Genomic DNA, 14,675 nt, shown 5'->3' on the forward strand with positions numbered 1-14,675 from the left:
GACTACGGCGCCTCTGGTTGCCGGGGCTCGCACGCAGGTCAGCACAGTAGGACAGAATAGAGGCATGCGACTGATTTTGATTAGGCACGGCCAAACACCCAACAACGTCCGTAGTCTTTTAGACACCGCGGTCCCGGGGCCCGGATTAACGCTTTTGGGTGAGGCTCAGGCAGCGGCTGTCCCTGCGGCCGTGGCACATCAAAGCATTGACGCTTTGTATATATCCAATTTAACCCGCACAGCCCTGACAGCAGCCCCGCTTGCCGCGGAACGTCGCCTTGCTCCTTTAGTTAGGGACGGGTTGCGTGAAATCAGTGCTGGCAGCCTTGAACTCAAAGGCGATATAGCCTCCATCGAGGAATACCTGCGTGCCGTGAAATCCTGGCTCAGCGGCGACTTATCAGCACGGATGCCCGGGGCCGACAGCGGGTTTGAAGTATTGGAGAGGTTTGACGCAGTGGTGGAGGAGGCCGCCACCCATGAAACCGTAGCGATGGTCAGTCATGGGGCCATGATTCGTTTTTGGGCTGGTTACCGCGGCATAAACATCGACTGGTCTGATAAGAAATTCCACGATCTCTCCAACACTGGAATTGTCACCCTCGATGGGGAGCCCACTGGTAGCAACACACCGGGTGGCTGGAAAATCCAGTCCTGGCAAGGTGCACCGGCCGGGGGGTTGAGCGGATTGGATGCTGACGGACCAACGGCCGAGCTCACTACCGACGCGCTCACCGAGGTAGGCAAACGATTCAGCACTCATGGAGTTGAAGAACATTAAGGACAAGAAGCATGGGGGAGCAGGGGCTTCCTCAGATGGCACGGGTTCCGCGACTGGCGCTATGACTAGTACCGCGGCGTCAGGGGCTTTCCACACACCAACACCGTTCACCACAGTCAATTTATGGCGGTTGAAAGGGATTAGTTGGGTGTGGCTGGGCACAGCTGCCGTGTGTATTGCGCTCCTGGCTGTTGGCGCACCGCTGAATATGAGCCTGTACGGCATGGCCCTGCCTTTTGCCTTGGGCATGTCGATCCTGCATTCAGCATCACTGGGTCTAACAGCTGCCCGTCCTGTAGCCGGAGTGCTTGTTTCGCTGATACCCATGAGCGTCCTGCCGCTGGTCTCTGATCCAGTAGGGGCAGCTCCCATGCCTTTTAGTGTGATCGCCATGATTACCCAAGTCCTGGTGATTTGTGTGGCCGGGCTCCGGACACACTGGATGGTTCCGGCCGCTGGGTGGCTGGCGAGCGTGGTGGTTGGTGTTGGGTCAAACTACCTGACGATGCCGGGTGTGCAGTCTGATGGAGCCCAGAACAATGTGGTCATTTTCGCGGCTGTCTCTGGCGGGCTCATGGTCGCGGCCGTTGTGGCCCAACAATGGCAACATCTACGGGCGGAACTCGCTGCGGAAAGAAATGTCAGTGCCGAGGAGCAGTCACGACGCAGGCTGGCCGAGGAACGCACACGCATTGCTCGCGAACTTCATGACGTGGTGGCGCACGGTATGTCAGTTGTTGTGGTGCAAGCAACCACGGCCAGCTACCGGCACGCCGGGCTCAACGATGAACTGAAACAGGAATTCGATGACATTGCGGCCAACTCCCGCCGGGCCATGACTGAGATGCGCAGCATGCTTGGTTCCCTTCGCAACTCTGAAGCCGGCCGGCAACTGGGCCCACAGCCCACACTGGCCGATCTTCCCCAGCTCTTTGCCTCGGCCAGGTCAGCAGGTGTGAACATCCCCGAACCAGACCTGTCAGAGCTGGAAAGCCATGACATTGGCGAGGTCATTGCGCTCACCGCCTACAGGATTGTCCAGGAAGCACTCAGCAATGTCATTAGGCATGCACCAGGGGCGACTGCGCGCGTGCTCTTCACCGTGAATGAAAGCAAGATGAGCGAGAGCAGCCTGTCCGTTTCAGTGGTCAACTCAAGCTCGGACATCGGGGCAGTGATAGCGCAGCTGGACAAAGGCGCACATGTGGGCCAGGGCTTGATTGGGATGCGTGAGCGCGCCGATATTGTGGGCGGCTCAGTTCATTGCGTGCCAACCACCAATGGCGGGTTTGCCGTCACAGCCATTCTGCCCATGAACACCACCGACGGCAAGGGAAGTGCCCGGTCATGAACATCAGAGTACTAGTTGTTGACGACCAAGCCATGGTCCGTGAAGGATTTGCCGCTTTGCTCGGCGCCCAAGACGATATAGACGTGGTGGGACAGGCGGAAAACGGTGCTGTTGCGGTAGAAATGACTGCCATCCACCGTCCGGATGTTGTGTTGATGGATGTGCGCATGCCTGTCATGGATGGTCTGGAGGCGACTCGGCAGATCCTCGCAGGTGAAATAAACACACAGGAGGCCACCACACATGTGCTGATGCTGACAACCTTTGACGTGGATGACTACATTTACGATGCGCTGCGCCTGGGGGCCAGCGGGTTCCTCTTGAAGGACGCGCTCGCCGGTGAGCTTGTGGCGGCTGTGCGTGTTGTTGCTTCCGGAGAGGCGCTTCTGGCACCATCGGTGACGAAACGGCTGATAGAGCAGTTCGCCGTTTCAAGAGCCCGGCCGGTCCTTTCCCGGGACAGGCTCGCTGGGCTTACCGACCGTGAGCTTGAAGTGATGACATTGATTGGTCGGGGATTTTCCAACCAAGAGATAGCTGACCAACTTTTCATTGCACAACAAACAGTAAAAACGCATGTCAGTAAAATCCTGGCCAAACTGGATCTGCGCGACAGAGTTCAGGCTGTGGTGTTGGCTTACGACACGGGATTGGTTGAGCCTGGCAGTTAAATGATGGCACTTCACGCGAGGGCACGCGCAAGGGGTGCAAGCGATTAAAAACGTTTAGCCGCTGAAAGTTACTCTCAAAAAAGAGGTAAAATTCAGCGGCTAAGCGCTACTTTTTTACGTGGGCGGTGATTGCCCGCCGATATAAACTGGTGGACTAGCGCATGTTGACGAACTGTAGGTCGGCATCTTCGAACTTACGTAGCATGGACATGACTTCCTGAAGGTCATCGCGGCTCTTGGAGCTCACTCGCAGTTCATCGCCTTGGATGGTGGACTTGACACCCTTGGGGCCCTCGTCACGAATCAGTTTGTTGATTTTCTTCGCCACGTCCTGGGCGATGCCTTCCTTGATCTCGGCCTCCAGACGGTACTCCTTGCCCGATGCGAATGGCTCACCCGCTTCCAGAGACTTCAATGAGATTCCGCGCTTGATCAATTTGGATTCAAAAACATCCATAACAGCCAGGACGCGCTCCTCAGAGTTGGCTTTCAGGAGAACTTTTTCACCACTGAAGTCGATCTCTGCACCGATGTTCTTGAAGTCATAGCGCTGCGCCACTTCCTTCTGAGTCTGGTGCAGGGCGTTGGCGACCTCTTGTTTGTCCACTTTACTGACGACGTCGAACGTTGACTCACTAGCCATGATTCCTCCATATGCTGCATATTTGACCGGTTGATTTGCCACCAAGCTTAGCGCCCGAGTGCACCAAAGCGAGCAAAGGCCATAAACCGTGCAAGGTACGGATCGGTTGGGAAGCCGGCCAAAGTCAGGTGGGGAGTCCGTGGCGGGCTCGTTCACAGTTAACTCCGAGGGATCCCGGGGCAATCTCACAGTTGCCATTGGCACAGTAGTTACAGTAGTTGTTGTTCAGACAACCCGCACTAGGAGCACCGATGACCACCGCTAGGCCTACCGCGCCGACACCAGCCACCGAGGCCAACACGCGCTCAAGGAATAGCAAAAAAACTGTGGGAACAGCCATTGCTGCCGTCACCTTGGTGGCTGCGACTGTTTTGGGTGGTCCGGGTTTGATCGGTGGAACTGCCGCCGGCCTGGATCCGGCAAGCATCATCGGATCGCCCACAAATTCGGTGTCCTCCCGGCTCGCCGGGGTTCACGAAGACATGGCCCGTGCCGTGCAGTTGAAACAAGTCACCCCTGAACAAGCGTCTTTTCTGGAAAACCAGTTGGTCAAGCGGATTCAAAACCAAGCATAGAAAGTGACAGCACCCAAGGTTCGTTTTTGATTTCGCGACCAGCACCACTTCGTAGTGCCACACACGCGAATTCCAGTAGGTTTGTAGGTCATCACGACGCTCATATGCCCTCGATTCGATTCTTGGGGAAATTCCTTGTATTGTTTTACTGCTTCCACTTGTTGGGGGCGAAAGCTGAATCTGATGTTTTAGGTTTGGCTGGCCATGGCAGATTACCCGAGTGGCCAAAGGGGGCTGACTGTAAATCAGCTGGCAACGCCTTCACTGGTTCGAATCCAGTATCTGCCACCAAGAATGAGACGTCCGGAACCTTTCGAGAGATCGTTGGGTTCCGGACTTTTTTGTGTAACGCAAGGACCTGCGAAGCTATCCATGGGTGCCTGGTTTTCTGTCCGCCGGGAAATTCGGCCAAGTCGAACTACAGTTAAGGCATGGAATACGTCGTGCCCCTGGTCATCTTGCTTGTCATAGTTCTCGTTGTTGTTGTGGGATCCCGACTGTTGGGGCGACGAAGCCGGAGCCTGCCGGCTGCTACAGAAGAGGTGCGCCCAGATGAGGTGCGCCCAGAAGAGGTGCGCACGGCAGCTCGTGCCCCGGCCCCGGCGCGGAAGCACCCTGACCGGAGCTCGGCTGCCAAGGAACCGGGACGTAAGGGTGCACGGTTTGGGCGGGAAATTACTCGAGAAAATGCTGCAGAGGCGGGCGCACTGCTCAGCCCTGAAGCCCACCAGCGCGTCTACTCGCTGATTGCCCAGCACCAGGTGCTCAACGCGGTACAGGCTTACCGCAAAGCCACGCGCCTAGGCTTGGGTGAGTCCGCCGCGGCAGTCGCGGCGTTGGCACAATTTCCCCAGCCATCTCCCGAACCCGTAATGCCTGTTGTCCCGGAGGGACCGCTGACAGTGGATGACATTGTCAACGCAGCGCCCGAGGCAGGGAAAGTGGACCCCAAAGCGGGGGTGAAGCCAGCAAGCGTTCCCGGCGCTTACCGCTACCGGGCCATCGTTGCCAGGGGTGAGGACGTCCGGGAGGTTGCCAGTACGCGCCTGAATGAGGAGAGCTTCGCGCGGATCCGCGACCTGGCTAGGTCGGGTAATTACGACGCCGCTGCCCGCCTTTTGCGAGACCATGCGGACATTGGCGAGACCGAGGCGCAAGAATTTGTAGCCATGATTGGACCCGAAGACTAAACCTCTATCAGTAAACGGGCAATCAGGGTAAAGCAGCAGATGGATGCCAGCGGCTAGACTGAAGCATCATTGATAGCATGCGGTCAACTGACTGCAATCTCTTCGGGAGAGCCCTTGAGCCATTCTGCCTTTTCTAACTTGCCAGCTGTGGGCCGTGCCATGTTCATAGTAGTCACCGCTTTTACGCTCGTGGTAGCTATGCTGGCTCTTCCAACACGGGCTGAAGCGGCTGCGCCCAGCACCTCGCGTGTCATTACTTTCTCTGCAGGTCCGGCGACGGTCGCCAAGGGTAAGACGATTACGCTCATCGCTCAGGTACAGAAGCTCACTGCCAAGACTTGGGTGAATAGTGGCAGTGTCACAGCGGCCGTTTATTTTGATCCTGATGGCTCAGCTCCGAACAAAGCCATGCAAGCCGTGAAAAGCAGTACCACTGGCTACATCAAAGTTGGCTTCCCTGCATCTGTCTCAGGTACGTGGACACTGCGTTTACCAACGCAAGGCACGCTCAGGGCATCCGACTCAGGCAAAAGACACGTCAAGGTTGTTTCAGCGTCCAAGCCCGCACCCAAACCGGGCTCCACAAAACCAGTTAGCAAGTGGAACTGTCCCACATGGGCCCCTATCAAAGGCAATGCTTCCAGTAAGATCTACCACCTGAAAGGTCAAAGGTTTTACTTGCGGACCACGCCGGAAATTTGTTTTAGTACCGAAACAGCCGCAAAACAGGCTGGATACCGAAAGTCCAAAGTTTAGGCAGTGCAAAATTGTAAAAAAGAACGCCCGGTCCAGTTTTGGATCGGACGTTCTGAGACCGTGCTCTAAGATCAGTGGCTCAGCTTTTCACTTTCAAGTACAAAGCCATCCTGGTGGTGGATGAGCTGGCGCCCCATGCCTGAGTCGAGTTGGATCCAGAGGCACTGGCGATCGTGGGAGAGCGTCTCCACCCGGCCTGACAGGCGCCAGCCACGGCCATTGACCAGCGCCACGGGCTCGTCTTTGGATAGAACCGGCCAGAGATCATGATTCTCAGGGTCAATGAACGAGCGGTGATGGATCGGACGTGTCATGGTTTCTCCTAGTGTGAAAGTCATCGCTGCTTCCTTTTCTCGTAGTCAACACCGCCAGTATGCGCGCACAAGGTGAATCCGCTGTGAATTACATGTGTCTATCCATCCAATTTCCCGTGAAACTAGGTAATTTGTGCGTGAAAGTAGATACCGGTGCCCTCACGCGCAGAGCGAAATAGTTGGCCATCGCTGATGTCTCTCACGTACCGTTGCAGCATGGCTACTGTTGAAATAACCACTGAATCCTTTGGCACCACCATCGAATCAAATGACATTGTGATAGTTGATTTTTGGGCTTCTTGGTGCCAGCCCTGTCTGCAATTTGCCCCCACCTATGAAGCGGCCTCGCAGAAACACGATGGCATTGTCTTCGGTAAGGTTGACACCGAAGCGCAGCAGCAGCTTGCGGCCGAAGCCAATATCACCTCTATCCCGACGTTGATGGCGTTCCGGGAAAAAGTCCTGGTTTTCGCCCAGCCGGGCGCGCTGAACGGTACTCAACTTGATTCCGTCATCGACGCCGTCAAGACACTGGACATGGCAGAAGTTCACGCCGCGGTTGCTGCCAAGCAAGCCGAGAATCCCGCAGCGCAAGAATAGGGTTCGCACCGGCAGCGCAACTGCATGACGCTGCAATTATTTAGCTCCGCAACGACTAGGTGGGGTGTGGCGCTGAACAGCGCCACACCCCACCTAGTCGTTGTTTTTGTTAGGTGTTACTGGGGACGTTCCAGTTTGACTGGCTCCGCCAATAAGGCGCTCAAGGACTCGTTCAGGTCCTGCACTGCAATGCCCTTGCTGTGCTTGTCCAGGTCTTCCTCTGACGCCCACACCTCCGTCAAGACAATCTTTTCTTCCGATTCCTCGGTAATTTCGTATTGGATGCAGCCGTCTTCTTCCACCACTTGTTCAATGGCGATTTCAAGTGCAAGTTTCACACGGAAGAATTCGCCTTCATTGGGAATGAAGGTGGCCTGTAAGTTGATGATTTCGCTCATGAAACAAGCGTAGTCTGTGTCGCTGGCTGAACTGATGTCCCAGCAGGTTAGTGACGGCGGTGATCTTGGATTGTCATCCGTGGGCCAAATGTCGGTTTGTGAAAGCCGCTCAATTGCAGCATGCGAACCACGCGCTGTCGGTGTCCTCGCCAAGGTTCCAGCAGAGCCAGCATGCCGGCATCATCCACGGCTTTACCGGCCAGGGCCCAGCCCACATAGGCGGCCAGGTGGTAGTCACCGACGGCTACCTGATCGGCGTCGCCATGAGTGCGCTGGGTGACTTCCGCCGCAGTCCACACGCCTATACCTGGGATGCTTTGCATCTTCGCAGCAGCGTCCACGGCCGGCAACGATGCGAGCCTTTCCAAACCAGTAGCGGAGCCCGCCACCCGCATCACGGTTGCTGAGCGCTGCGGCCCCACCCCAGCTTTGTGCCACTCCCACGACGGAATGGCTGCCCACTGAGGCGGGGTGGGAGCAACCATCAGATCTGTTGGGATGTCCGGGTGGATACCCGAGCCTGGAGCTGGGGAGCCAAATTTGCGCACCAGTGCGGCATATCCCCGGCGAGCCTCTCGTGCTGTCACCTTTTGCTCCAGTATGGCCGGGATCAGGGCGTCAACCATGCGCCCTGTGGAGGGCAGACGCACTGCCGCATGACGCCGTCGTGCTTCCCTAATTTTGTGCGGAAGGGTGCTTGCAAACGCGTGGGAGTCGAAGTGAGACCAGTCATCGTGTGCCCCCAGCAGCCCTGGCACACCAACCAAGGCATGCTCGGCGCCGGGTCCCCACGAGCGGATGGTGAGCGTGTTGTTGTGCTGACTAATCCCGAGAGTTGCCGGGCCCGCCGGAGTGTTGGAAGCCAGCCAGGCTGTGCTGTCCGTGAGCCGGATGGTGGCGTCACCGGGGCCGCGGCCAAGGATGCCCAGAGTTTGGTGCAGTTTGTATGGACCGCCGGCATCCCAGTCCATGGTGGGTCCCGGGGTGGCTAATTCGGTCATGCTTCCATGGTCGCATGTGCATGGTCGCATGTGCACGGTCGCCTGTGGCGAGAGTTGAGCGAAGAACATCGTGAGCGTGGGCACTTCTCCTTATGGAAGTGTGACGGCGCAATGCGTAGGCCGGAGATTCCCAAGGCAGCCGCTTCAGTCCCTTCGCCGGGCCTGTTGCTAAGGGGTATCCAGTTCAGGTGGAACCTGAAAATGGTCCCGGGTTCACAGAGTAGGTATGACTTCTTGGCCGCACTCCGGGGCAGGCTCCGAGCTCTCGAGGCTTTTGTTCGGTTCAGCAGAGATACTCAGCGCTGTCTGGGCCAGGATTTCCCGGCAGGCCAGAATTGCCGGCCGGCTCCGACTGGCGCGCCGAGCGGCCGTGAACACCGTGCGCCGAGGGATCCCCGGCAGTTCCAACAACATCAGCGCCGGTTTCCGTCCCGTCCACATCAGATCGGGCATCAGCCCCACAGCGTTGCCGGATTCAATAAGGCGTACCTGAGCCTGAAGATCGGCTGTTTCAAAACGCACATCGGGTTCGAATCCGGCCTGCCTGCATGCCTGTTCAGCCCAATGGCGAGAGGCGGCTCCGCGCGGCTCCATCACCCACGGTAAATCGCGGGTGTCCTCGATGCCCGTGATGGGTTCGCTGCGCAACCGTGAGACTGTTCCTTCAACTGTGGGAGAGGGCACTGCCAAACGGATGGTGTCGGTTGTTAGCAGGACCCTGTCCAGCTCGGGATGTCGGGGCGCTGCATGGCCCGGATACTGCTCTGCCACCACCATGTCGAAATCGCGGGCCCACGTTTCATAGAGTGCGGTTTCAGGCTCGCGCTGAGTCATCTCAATGCGCACTTCGGGGTAGCGCTGCGACATGGCCGTGAGCAGTTCCGGCAACAGCGCCAACGCCGCGGATTGAAACACGGCCAGTTTCACCGTTCCAGCCACTGTTGTCAGCGAAGCGGCGATCTCTGCTTCGGCGCGCTCCAGCGACTCCACGATGTCTGCAGTATGGGCCACGAGAATTTCCGCCTGCGCCGTCAACTGCACTCGCCGACCAACTTTTCGGAGCAATTTCACCCCGGTTTCCTTCTCCAATAAGGCCAGCTGCTGGGACACGGCAGAGGGGCTGTATTGCAGGGCTATAGCCACGTCGGCGAGGGTTCCGCGGATGTGTAGTTCACGCAGTAAACGCAGCCGTCGCACGTTCAGCAAGGTGTACCCCAGATCAATAAGAAGAACTGTCCAATATTCATCAAATAACACCACTTTTCCTTAATGAATATTAGTCCCATACTGGAGCTAATAGGAACCCCGCGAAAGGCGTCACAGGCGACGCTTGGTGCGCGGTTGCACGTATGAAGGCACCAGTAGAAATGAGCAATGAAACGCCATGAACAGCACAGCTCCTGCGGCTACTGCCGCGAACATCCCGGTCCCAGGCGACGAACTTGCCGAGGAGAGCATCGCCTTGGTTCGGCGGTGGTTGGCTGAAGCCGCTACGTTCCCAGCTGACGTCTCCGCCCAGAGGCTGGCCGGGGTCCTGAAGGATCCGGCGGGACTGGACTTCACGGTCGGCTTCGTGGATGGTGTCATCCGCCCTGAAGACGTGGTTGTGGCTGGCCGTAACCTGGCGGCACTGGCTCCGAAAGTACCGGCGTTTTTGCCGTGGTACATGCGCAGCGCCGTTCGTTTGGGCGGGGTTATGGCCCCGATCATGCCCCATCTGGTCATTCCGATTGCCCGCAGGGTTTTGCGCGAGATGGTGGGACACCTCATTGTCGATGCCACCGACGCCAAACTGGGCCGGTCCATCGCCAAGATCCGCGCGGATGGCACAGAGCTGAACATTAACTTACTTGGCGAGGCCGTTCTCGGTGAAAAGGAAGCCGATCGTCGCCTTAAAGGGACCTTGAAGCTGCTGGCAAGAGACGACGTTGATTACGTCTCCATCAAGGAGTCCTCCACCGTGGCGCCGCACTCCCCATGGGCTTTTGATGAGGCCGTGGAGCATGTAGTGCAAAAACTGACGCCGCTGTACACCCTGGCCAATTCTTTCCCGTCCCCCAAGTTCATTAACCTGGATATGGAAGAGTACAAAGACTTGGGCATGACCATCGCCGTATTTAAACGGATGTTGGACAAGCCGGAGTTCAACAACCTTGAAGCCGGGATTGTTCTGCAGGCCTATTTGCCTGACACCCTGGCCGCCATGATCGACCTCCAGGAGTGGGCGGCTGCGCGTACAGCCGCTGGAGGTGCGCCTGTCAAAGTGCGTATTGTCAAGGGTGCCAACCTGCCCATGGAACAGGTGCAGGCCTCCGTTAACGGCTGGCCATTGGCTACCTGGGGCTCCAAAATGGACTCCGACACTAACTACAAGCGAATTGTGAACTATTCGCTGACTCCGGAACACATCAAAAACGTACATATCGGTGTGGCCGGCCACAATCTCTTTGACGTGGCCCACGCTTGGCTACTTGCCAAGCAGCGCGGGATTAGCCCTGATTCGGGGCAGCTGGAGTTTGAAATGTTGCTGGGCATGGCAACTGGGCAGGCGCAGGCAGTTCGGCGTGACGTTGGCTCACTACTGCTTTACACGCCCGTAGTGCATCCGGGTGAGTTCGATGTCGCCATTGCGTACCTGATCCGCCGGTTGGAAGAGGGCGCCAGCCAGGACAACTTCATGTCAGCTGTCTTTGAGCTCTCCGATAATGAAGCACTCTTTGAACGCGAGAAGAACCGCTTCCTGGACTCTCTGACCGCGCTGGATAGCGAGGTGCCCGCCTCGAACCGTGTGCAGGACCGCAACAAGCCCGCACAGTCACGCGGCCACAACACTGAGGGCTTCGCAAACACTCCCGACACGGATCCTGCGTTGGCGCAGAACCGGGATTGGGGCCGGGAGATCCTGGCACGTGTGCCCTCCTCCACGCTGGGCAATGATCTGGTTGCAGCAACCTCCGTCACCGAGCTGGAGCAGCTAAACCAGATTGTTGACACCGCTGTTGCTGCCAGCACGGCCTGGAGCGCCATGAGTGGTGCCGAGCGTGCTGTCATCTTGCACCGCGCAGGGGACGTGTTGGCATCACGCCGGGCAGAATTGCTGGAAGTTATGGCATCCGAAACCGGGAAGACTCTGGACCAGGGAGATCCCGAGGTCAGTGAGGCCATTGACTTTGCACACTTCTATGCTGAGCGGGCCAAAGACCTTGAAACGCTCGACGGCGCAACCTTTGTCCCAGCCAAACTCACAGTTGTGACCCCGCCGTGGAACTTCCCCGTGGCAATTCCGGCAGGGTCCACGCTTTCGGCACTTGCCGCGGGCTCCGCCGTCGTCATTAAACCTGCGCGTCAAGCACAGCGCTGTGGCTCCGTCATGGTCCAGGCGCTATGGGATGCAGGTGTTCCGCGCGAAGTTCTGGCGTTGGTCCAACTTGGTGAAAGAGAGCTGGGTCAGGCACTGGTAGGGCACCCCTTAGTGGATCGTCTTCTCCTCACCGGTGGCTACGAAACGGCGGAACTGTTCCGTAGTTTCCGCATTGACCTGCCCCTATTAGCTGAAACTTCCGGTAAGAACGCCGTGATCGTCACCCCCAGCGCGGACTTTGACCTCGCGGCAAGAGACGTGGTCCAGTCAGCGTTTGGGCATGCCGGACAAAAGTGTTCAGCCGCTTCGCTGGTCATTATGGTTGGCTCCGTGGCGCAGTCGAACCGATTCCGGAATCAACTCCTAGATGCAGCTTCCAGCCTCGTTGTTGGTTACCCGGAAGTAGCCACCAGCCAGATGGGGCCCATCATTGAGCCCGCGGCAGGCAAGCTCCACACGGCGTTGACAACGTTGGATGAGGGGGAAAGGTGGGCCATTGAGCCGCGTCAATTGGATAACACAGGACGGCTCTGGTCACCAGGGGTACGCACCGGGGTGGTTGCCGGCTCCTACTTCCACCTCACAGAGTTCTTTGGCCCCGTTTTGGGGATCATGCGCGCTGACACCCTCGAAGAAGCCATCTCAATGGTCAACACCATCGATTACGGTCTGACAAGTGGTTTGCACTCGCTGGATTCAACCGAGATCGGTATCTGGATGGACACCATTGAAGCCGGGAACCTGTATGTGAACCGTGGTATTACCGGGGCAATCGTGCAGCGTCAACCGTTTGGCGGCTGGAAGAAATCGGCTGTTGGTGCCGGCACCAAGGCTGGTGGACCCAATTACCTGATGGGGTTGGGCAGCTGGACTCCGGCGCAATCCACCGCCACCGAACCGTTGGGGGATACGGCACGGAAAATGATTACCGCCGCGTCAAGTCTCACAGAAGATGAGCAGGCCTTCCTGCGCCGGGCCCTGACCAGTGACGCCGCTGCCTGGGCTGCTGAATTTGGAGTCGCCAAGGACGTCTCAGCGCTGTCCGCGGAGCGCAACGTGTTCCGCTACCGGCCATTGAATCCGCTGGTTCGTCTTGCCGAGGGCGGCTCCATAGCGAAGCTGCTACGTGTGCTTTCGGCAGGGATCCTGGCCGGCTCTGTTCCGGAAGTTTCCTCCGGAGCCGAACTTCCCAGCGCCATTAATGCACTGCTGTTGAGCCTGCGTATCAGCGTGAAAGTGGAGAGCGATGCACAGTGGTTAACTACTGCCCGCCGGTTCGGAGCTGGCCGGATCCGTCTCATTGATGGCGATGCCACGGCTGTATACCAGGGAACTGACGGCCGTCCGGACCTGGCGATCTATCACGGAGAAGTGACCGAGGCCGGTCGCCTCGAGATGCTGCCGTTCCTGCGCGAGCAGGCCATCGCCATCACCGCCCACCGCTTCGGCACTGCGGATCACCTCTCGGACGAGTTGATCTAGCCAGATCCTGTTTATGTACCCACTGCTGCCTCTGGCCCCGTTCGAACGCCTGTTCAAGCGGGGCCAGAGGCGGCAGTGGGTACAGTCCCAAAGGGTAATGCTTCTTGGCCCAGATCTGGCAGGGGGCTACGTTTGGATATATGAAGTATGCGAATTCCGTCTTGGACCTTATTGGCAATACACCGCTGGTCAAGCTGAACAAGGTCACCGACGGTATTCAAGCAACCATTCTGGTGAAGCTTGAATACATGAATCCTGGTGGCTCGGCCAAGGACAGGATCGCCGTCAAAATGCTTGACGAGGCCGCGAAAGACGGCAAAATTGGTCCAGGTGGCACAGTGGTTGAGCCTACGAGCGGGAACACCGGCGTTGCTATGGCGATGGTTGCCCAAGCTCGGGGCTACAACTGCACGTTTGTGGTTCCGGACAAGGTGGGCGAGGACAAACGTGCCGTTTTGCGGGCCTACGGTGCACAGGTGATCGTTACCCCGTCGGCGGTCGCTGCCAACAGCCCGCAGTCCTACTACGGGGTTTCTGACCGGCTAGTAAGGGAAATTCCGGGCGCTTACAAGCCAGATCAATTCTCAAACCTCAACGGGCCCCTTAGCCACTACGAGACAACCGGGCCCGAAATCTGGCGCGACACCGAAGGAAAGCTCACGCACTTCGTGGCCGGAGTGGGAACAGGGGGCACCATCTCTGGAACAGGACGTTTCCTGCGCGAAGCTTCCAAGGATCGCCCCGAGGCCCACGGCGGTGAAGTTCAGATCATAGGCGCGGACCCCGAGGGCTCTGTGTACTCAGGCGGCACCGGGCGGCCATATCTTGTGGAAGGTGTGGGGGAGGACATCTGGCCGGCCTCCTATGATCCCTTGGTACCGCACAAGATCATCGCCGTGACTGACAATGACAGCTTCGCCATGACCCGGCGCCTGGCTCGCGAGGAGGGCCTGCTCGTGGGCGGCTCGTCCGGCATGGCGGTGGTTGCGGCTCTGGCCGTTGCCAAGGAGCTGGGGCCGGAGGCCGTTATTGTTGTCCTTCTACCTGACAGCGGGCGCGGGTATCTGGCTAAGATCTTTGACGATAAATGGATGCAATCCTACGGTTTCTTGAAGGTCTCGGATGAACCCGCCATCGGAGATATCCTGCAAACCAAGACCGGCGGATTGCCCGAATTAGTACATATCCATCCCAATGAAACAGTGCGTGATGTCATTAATCTCATGGCCGAATATGGTGTCTCGCAGATCCCCGTGCTTTCCGCCGAGCCCCCTGTTGTCATGGGTGAAGTTATTGGTTCCGTTGATGAGCGCACGCTGACTGGCAAGTTATTCCGGCACGAAGCCAAAATGACTGACAAAATAACCGAACACATGTAGGCCCGCCTGCCCATCATCGGTTCGCTGGAGCCGATCTCCGCCGCACGCACCAAATTAGAGGTTGTGGATGCGCTGATGGTCACATTTGTGGGCGCCCCCGTGGGTGTGCTGACCCGCCATGACCTGCTCAATTACCTCAACGATTGATAACTCAACGACTGGCTTTAAGGAGC

Annotated in this window: 13 protein-coding genes, 1 tRNA gene and 1 pseudogene; 10 read left to right on the forward strand and 5 right to left on the reverse strand. The window is 57.8% G+C overall.

The window, feature by feature from the left end; translation table 11 throughout:
- Positions 1 to 64 precede the first annotated feature (64 nt).
- From QMG40_RS07105 to QMG40_RS07115, 3 genes are read left to right on the forward strand one after another with little or no spacing between them, the layout of a single operon-like run.
- Positions 65 to 781 carry a histidine phosphatase family protein gene (locus QMG40_RS07105; protein WP_283529892.1) on the forward strand — a complete coding sequence of 239 codons (717 nt, stop codon included), beginning with the start codon at positions 65 to 67 and terminating at the stop codon, positions 779 to 781.
- On the forward strand, positions 762 to 2,132 hold the full coding sequence (locus tag QMG40_RS07110; protein WP_283529894.1) for a sensor histidine kinase: 1,371 nt from the start codon (positions 762 to 764) through the stop codon (positions 2,130 to 2,132). The genes QMG40_RS07105 and QMG40_RS07110 overlap by 20 nt, the downstream gene beginning before the upstream one ends.
- A complete protein-coding gene (locus QMG40_RS07115; protein ID WP_283529896.1) occupies positions 2,129 to 2,803 on the forward strand; it encodes a response regulator in 675 nt (224 codons plus the stop codon). The genes QMG40_RS07110 and QMG40_RS07115 overlap by 4 nt, the downstream gene beginning before the upstream one ends.
- A gap of 154 nt (positions 2,804 to 2,957) precedes the next feature.
- On the opposite strand, the gene QMG40_RS07120 is transcribed toward QMG40_RS07115, so the two are convergent.
- Entirely contained in the window at positions 2,958 to 3,446 is a 489-nt protein-coding gene (locus QMG40_RS07120; protein ID WP_283529898.1) for a YajQ family cyclic di-GMP-binding protein, read from the reverse strand.
- A 251-nt stretch (positions 3,447 to 3,697) separates the two neighbouring features.
- Here QMG40_RS07120 and QMG40_RS07125 point away from each other — a divergent pair, with 251 nt between their 5' ends.
- From QMG40_RS07125 to QMG40_RS07140, 4 genes are all read left to right on the forward strand, one after another.
- A complete protein-coding gene (locus tag QMG40_RS07125; RefSeq protein WP_283529900.1) occupies positions 3,698 to 4,021 on the forward strand; it encodes a hypothetical protein in 324 nt (107 codons plus the stop codon).
- Between the two features lie 206 nt (positions 4,022 to 4,227).
- A tRNA-Tyr gene (locus tag QMG40_RS07130) sits at positions 4,228 to 4,312 on the forward strand.
- A gap of 140 nt (positions 4,313 to 4,452) precedes the next feature.
- On the forward strand, positions 4,453 to 5,211 hold the full coding sequence (locus QMG40_RS07135) for a hypothetical protein (protein ID WP_283529902.1): 759 nt from the start codon (positions 4,453 to 4,455) through the stop codon (positions 5,209 to 5,211).
- A 114-nt stretch (positions 5,212 to 5,325) separates the two neighbouring features.
- The gene (locus tag QMG40_RS07140) at positions 5,326 to 5,967 is read left to right on the forward strand and encodes a sunset domain-containing protein (protein ID WP_283529905.1); all 642 of its coding nucleotides are present in this window, start codon (positions 5,326 to 5,328) and stop codon (positions 5,965 to 5,967) included.
- A gap of 71 nt (positions 5,968 to 6,038) precedes the next feature.
- On the opposite strand, the gene QMG40_RS07145 is transcribed toward QMG40_RS07140, so the two are convergent.
- On the reverse strand, positions 6,039 to 6,281 hold the full coding sequence (locus tag QMG40_RS07145; protein WP_283529907.1) for a hypothetical protein: 243 nt from the start codon (positions 6,279 to 6,281) through the stop codon (positions 6,039 to 6,041).
- A 216-nt stretch (positions 6,282 to 6,497) separates the two neighbouring features.
- On the opposite strand from QMG40_RS07145, the gene QMG40_RS07150 reads away from it, so the two are divergent.
- On the forward strand, positions 6,498 to 6,881 hold the full coding sequence (locus QMG40_RS07150; RefSeq protein ID WP_283529909.1) for a thioredoxin family protein: 384 nt from the start codon (positions 6,498 to 6,500) through the stop codon (positions 6,879 to 6,881).
- A 116-nt stretch (positions 6,882 to 6,997) separates the two neighbouring features.
- Here the strand turns inward: QMG40_RS07150 and QMG40_RS07155 are convergent, their stop codons facing one another.
- The 3 genes from QMG40_RS07155 to QMG40_RS07165 form a co-directional block, all read right to left on the reverse strand.
- Positions 6,998 to 7,279: a putative quinol monooxygenase gene (locus QMG40_RS07155; RefSeq protein WP_283529912.1), complete on the reverse strand. Its 282-nt coding sequence runs from the start codon at positions 7,277 to 7,279 to the stop codon at positions 6,998 to 7,000.
- 47 nt (positions 7,280 to 7,326) lie between these two features.
- Positions 7,327 to 8,280, reverse strand: coding sequence for a DNA-3-methyladenine glycosylase family protein (locus tag QMG40_RS07160; protein ID WP_283529914.1), 954 nt, complete (start codon positions 8,278 to 8,280; stop codon positions 7,327 to 7,329).
- A gap of 213 nt (positions 8,281 to 8,493) precedes the next feature.
- On the reverse strand, positions 8,494 to 9,486 hold the full coding sequence (locus tag QMG40_RS07165; protein WP_283530136.1) for a LysR family transcriptional regulator: 993 nt from the start codon (positions 9,484 to 9,486) through the stop codon (positions 8,494 to 8,496).
- 178 nt (positions 9,487 to 9,664) lie between these two features.
- Between QMG40_RS07165 and QMG40_RS07170 the strand changes: the two genes are divergently transcribed.
- Both QMG40_RS07170 and QMG40_RS07175 read left to right on the forward strand, forming a co-directional pair.
- The gene (locus QMG40_RS07170; RefSeq protein ID WP_283529916.1) at positions 9,665 to 13,123 is read left to right on the forward strand and encodes a bifunctional proline dehydrogenase/L-glutamate gamma-semialdehyde dehydrogenase; all 3,459 of its coding nucleotides are present in this window, start codon (positions 9,665 to 9,667) and stop codon (positions 13,121 to 13,123) included.
- Positions 13,124 to 13,263: 140 nt separating this feature from the next.
- Positions 13,264 to 14,649, forward strand: a pseudogene (locus tag QMG40_RS07175) (cystathionine beta-synthase).
- Positions 14,650 to 14,675: the final 26 nt, after the last annotated feature.

The sequence above is a fragment of the Arthrobacter antibioticus genome, from assembly GCF_030063205.1.
Classification (GTDB): domain Bacteria; phylum Actinomycetota; class Actinomycetes; order Actinomycetales; family Micrococcaceae; genus Specibacter.

Coding starts and splice junctions, on each gene's coding strand:
- QMG40_RS07145 (WP_283529907.1), bottom strand. CDS start 6,281: ATGACACGTCCGATCCATCACCGCTCGTTCATTGACCCTGAGAATCAT.
- QMG40_RS07110 (WP_283529894.1), top strand. CDS start 762: ATGGAGTTGAAGAACATTAAGGACAAGAAGCATGGGGGAGCAGGGGCT.
- QMG40_RS07160 (WP_283529914.1), bottom strand. CDS start 8,280: ATGACCGAATTAGCCACCCCGGGACCCACCATGGACTGGGATGCCGGC.
- QMG40_RS07155 (WP_283529912.1), bottom strand. CDS start 7,279: ATGAGCGAAATCATCAACTTACAGGCCACCTTCATTCCCAATGAAGGC.
- QMG40_RS07115 (WP_283529896.1), top strand. CDS start 2,129: ATGAACATCAGAGTACTAGTTGTTGACGACCAAGCCATGGTCCGTGAA.
- QMG40_RS07120 (WP_283529898.1), bottom strand. CDS start 3,446: ATGGCTAGTGAGTCAACGTTCGACGTCGTCAGTAAAGTGGACAAACAA.
- QMG40_RS07125 (WP_283529900.1), top strand. CDS start 3,698: ATGACCACCGCTAGGCCTACCGCGCCGACACCAGCCACCGAGGCCAAC.
- QMG40_RS07135 (WP_283529902.1), top strand. CDS start 4,453: ATGGAATACGTCGTGCCCCTGGTCATCTTGCTTGTCATAGTTCTCGTT.
- QMG40_RS07105 (WP_283529892.1), top strand. CDS start 65: ATGCGACTGATTTTGATTAGGCACGGCCAAACACCCAACAACGTCCGT.
- QMG40_RS07150 (WP_283529909.1), top strand. CDS start 6,498: ATGGCTACTGTTGAAATAACCACTGAATCCTTTGGCACCACCATCGAA.
- QMG40_RS07170 (WP_283529916.1), top strand. CDS start 9,665: ATGAACAGCACAGCTCCTGCGGCTACTGCCGCGAACATCCCGGTCCCA.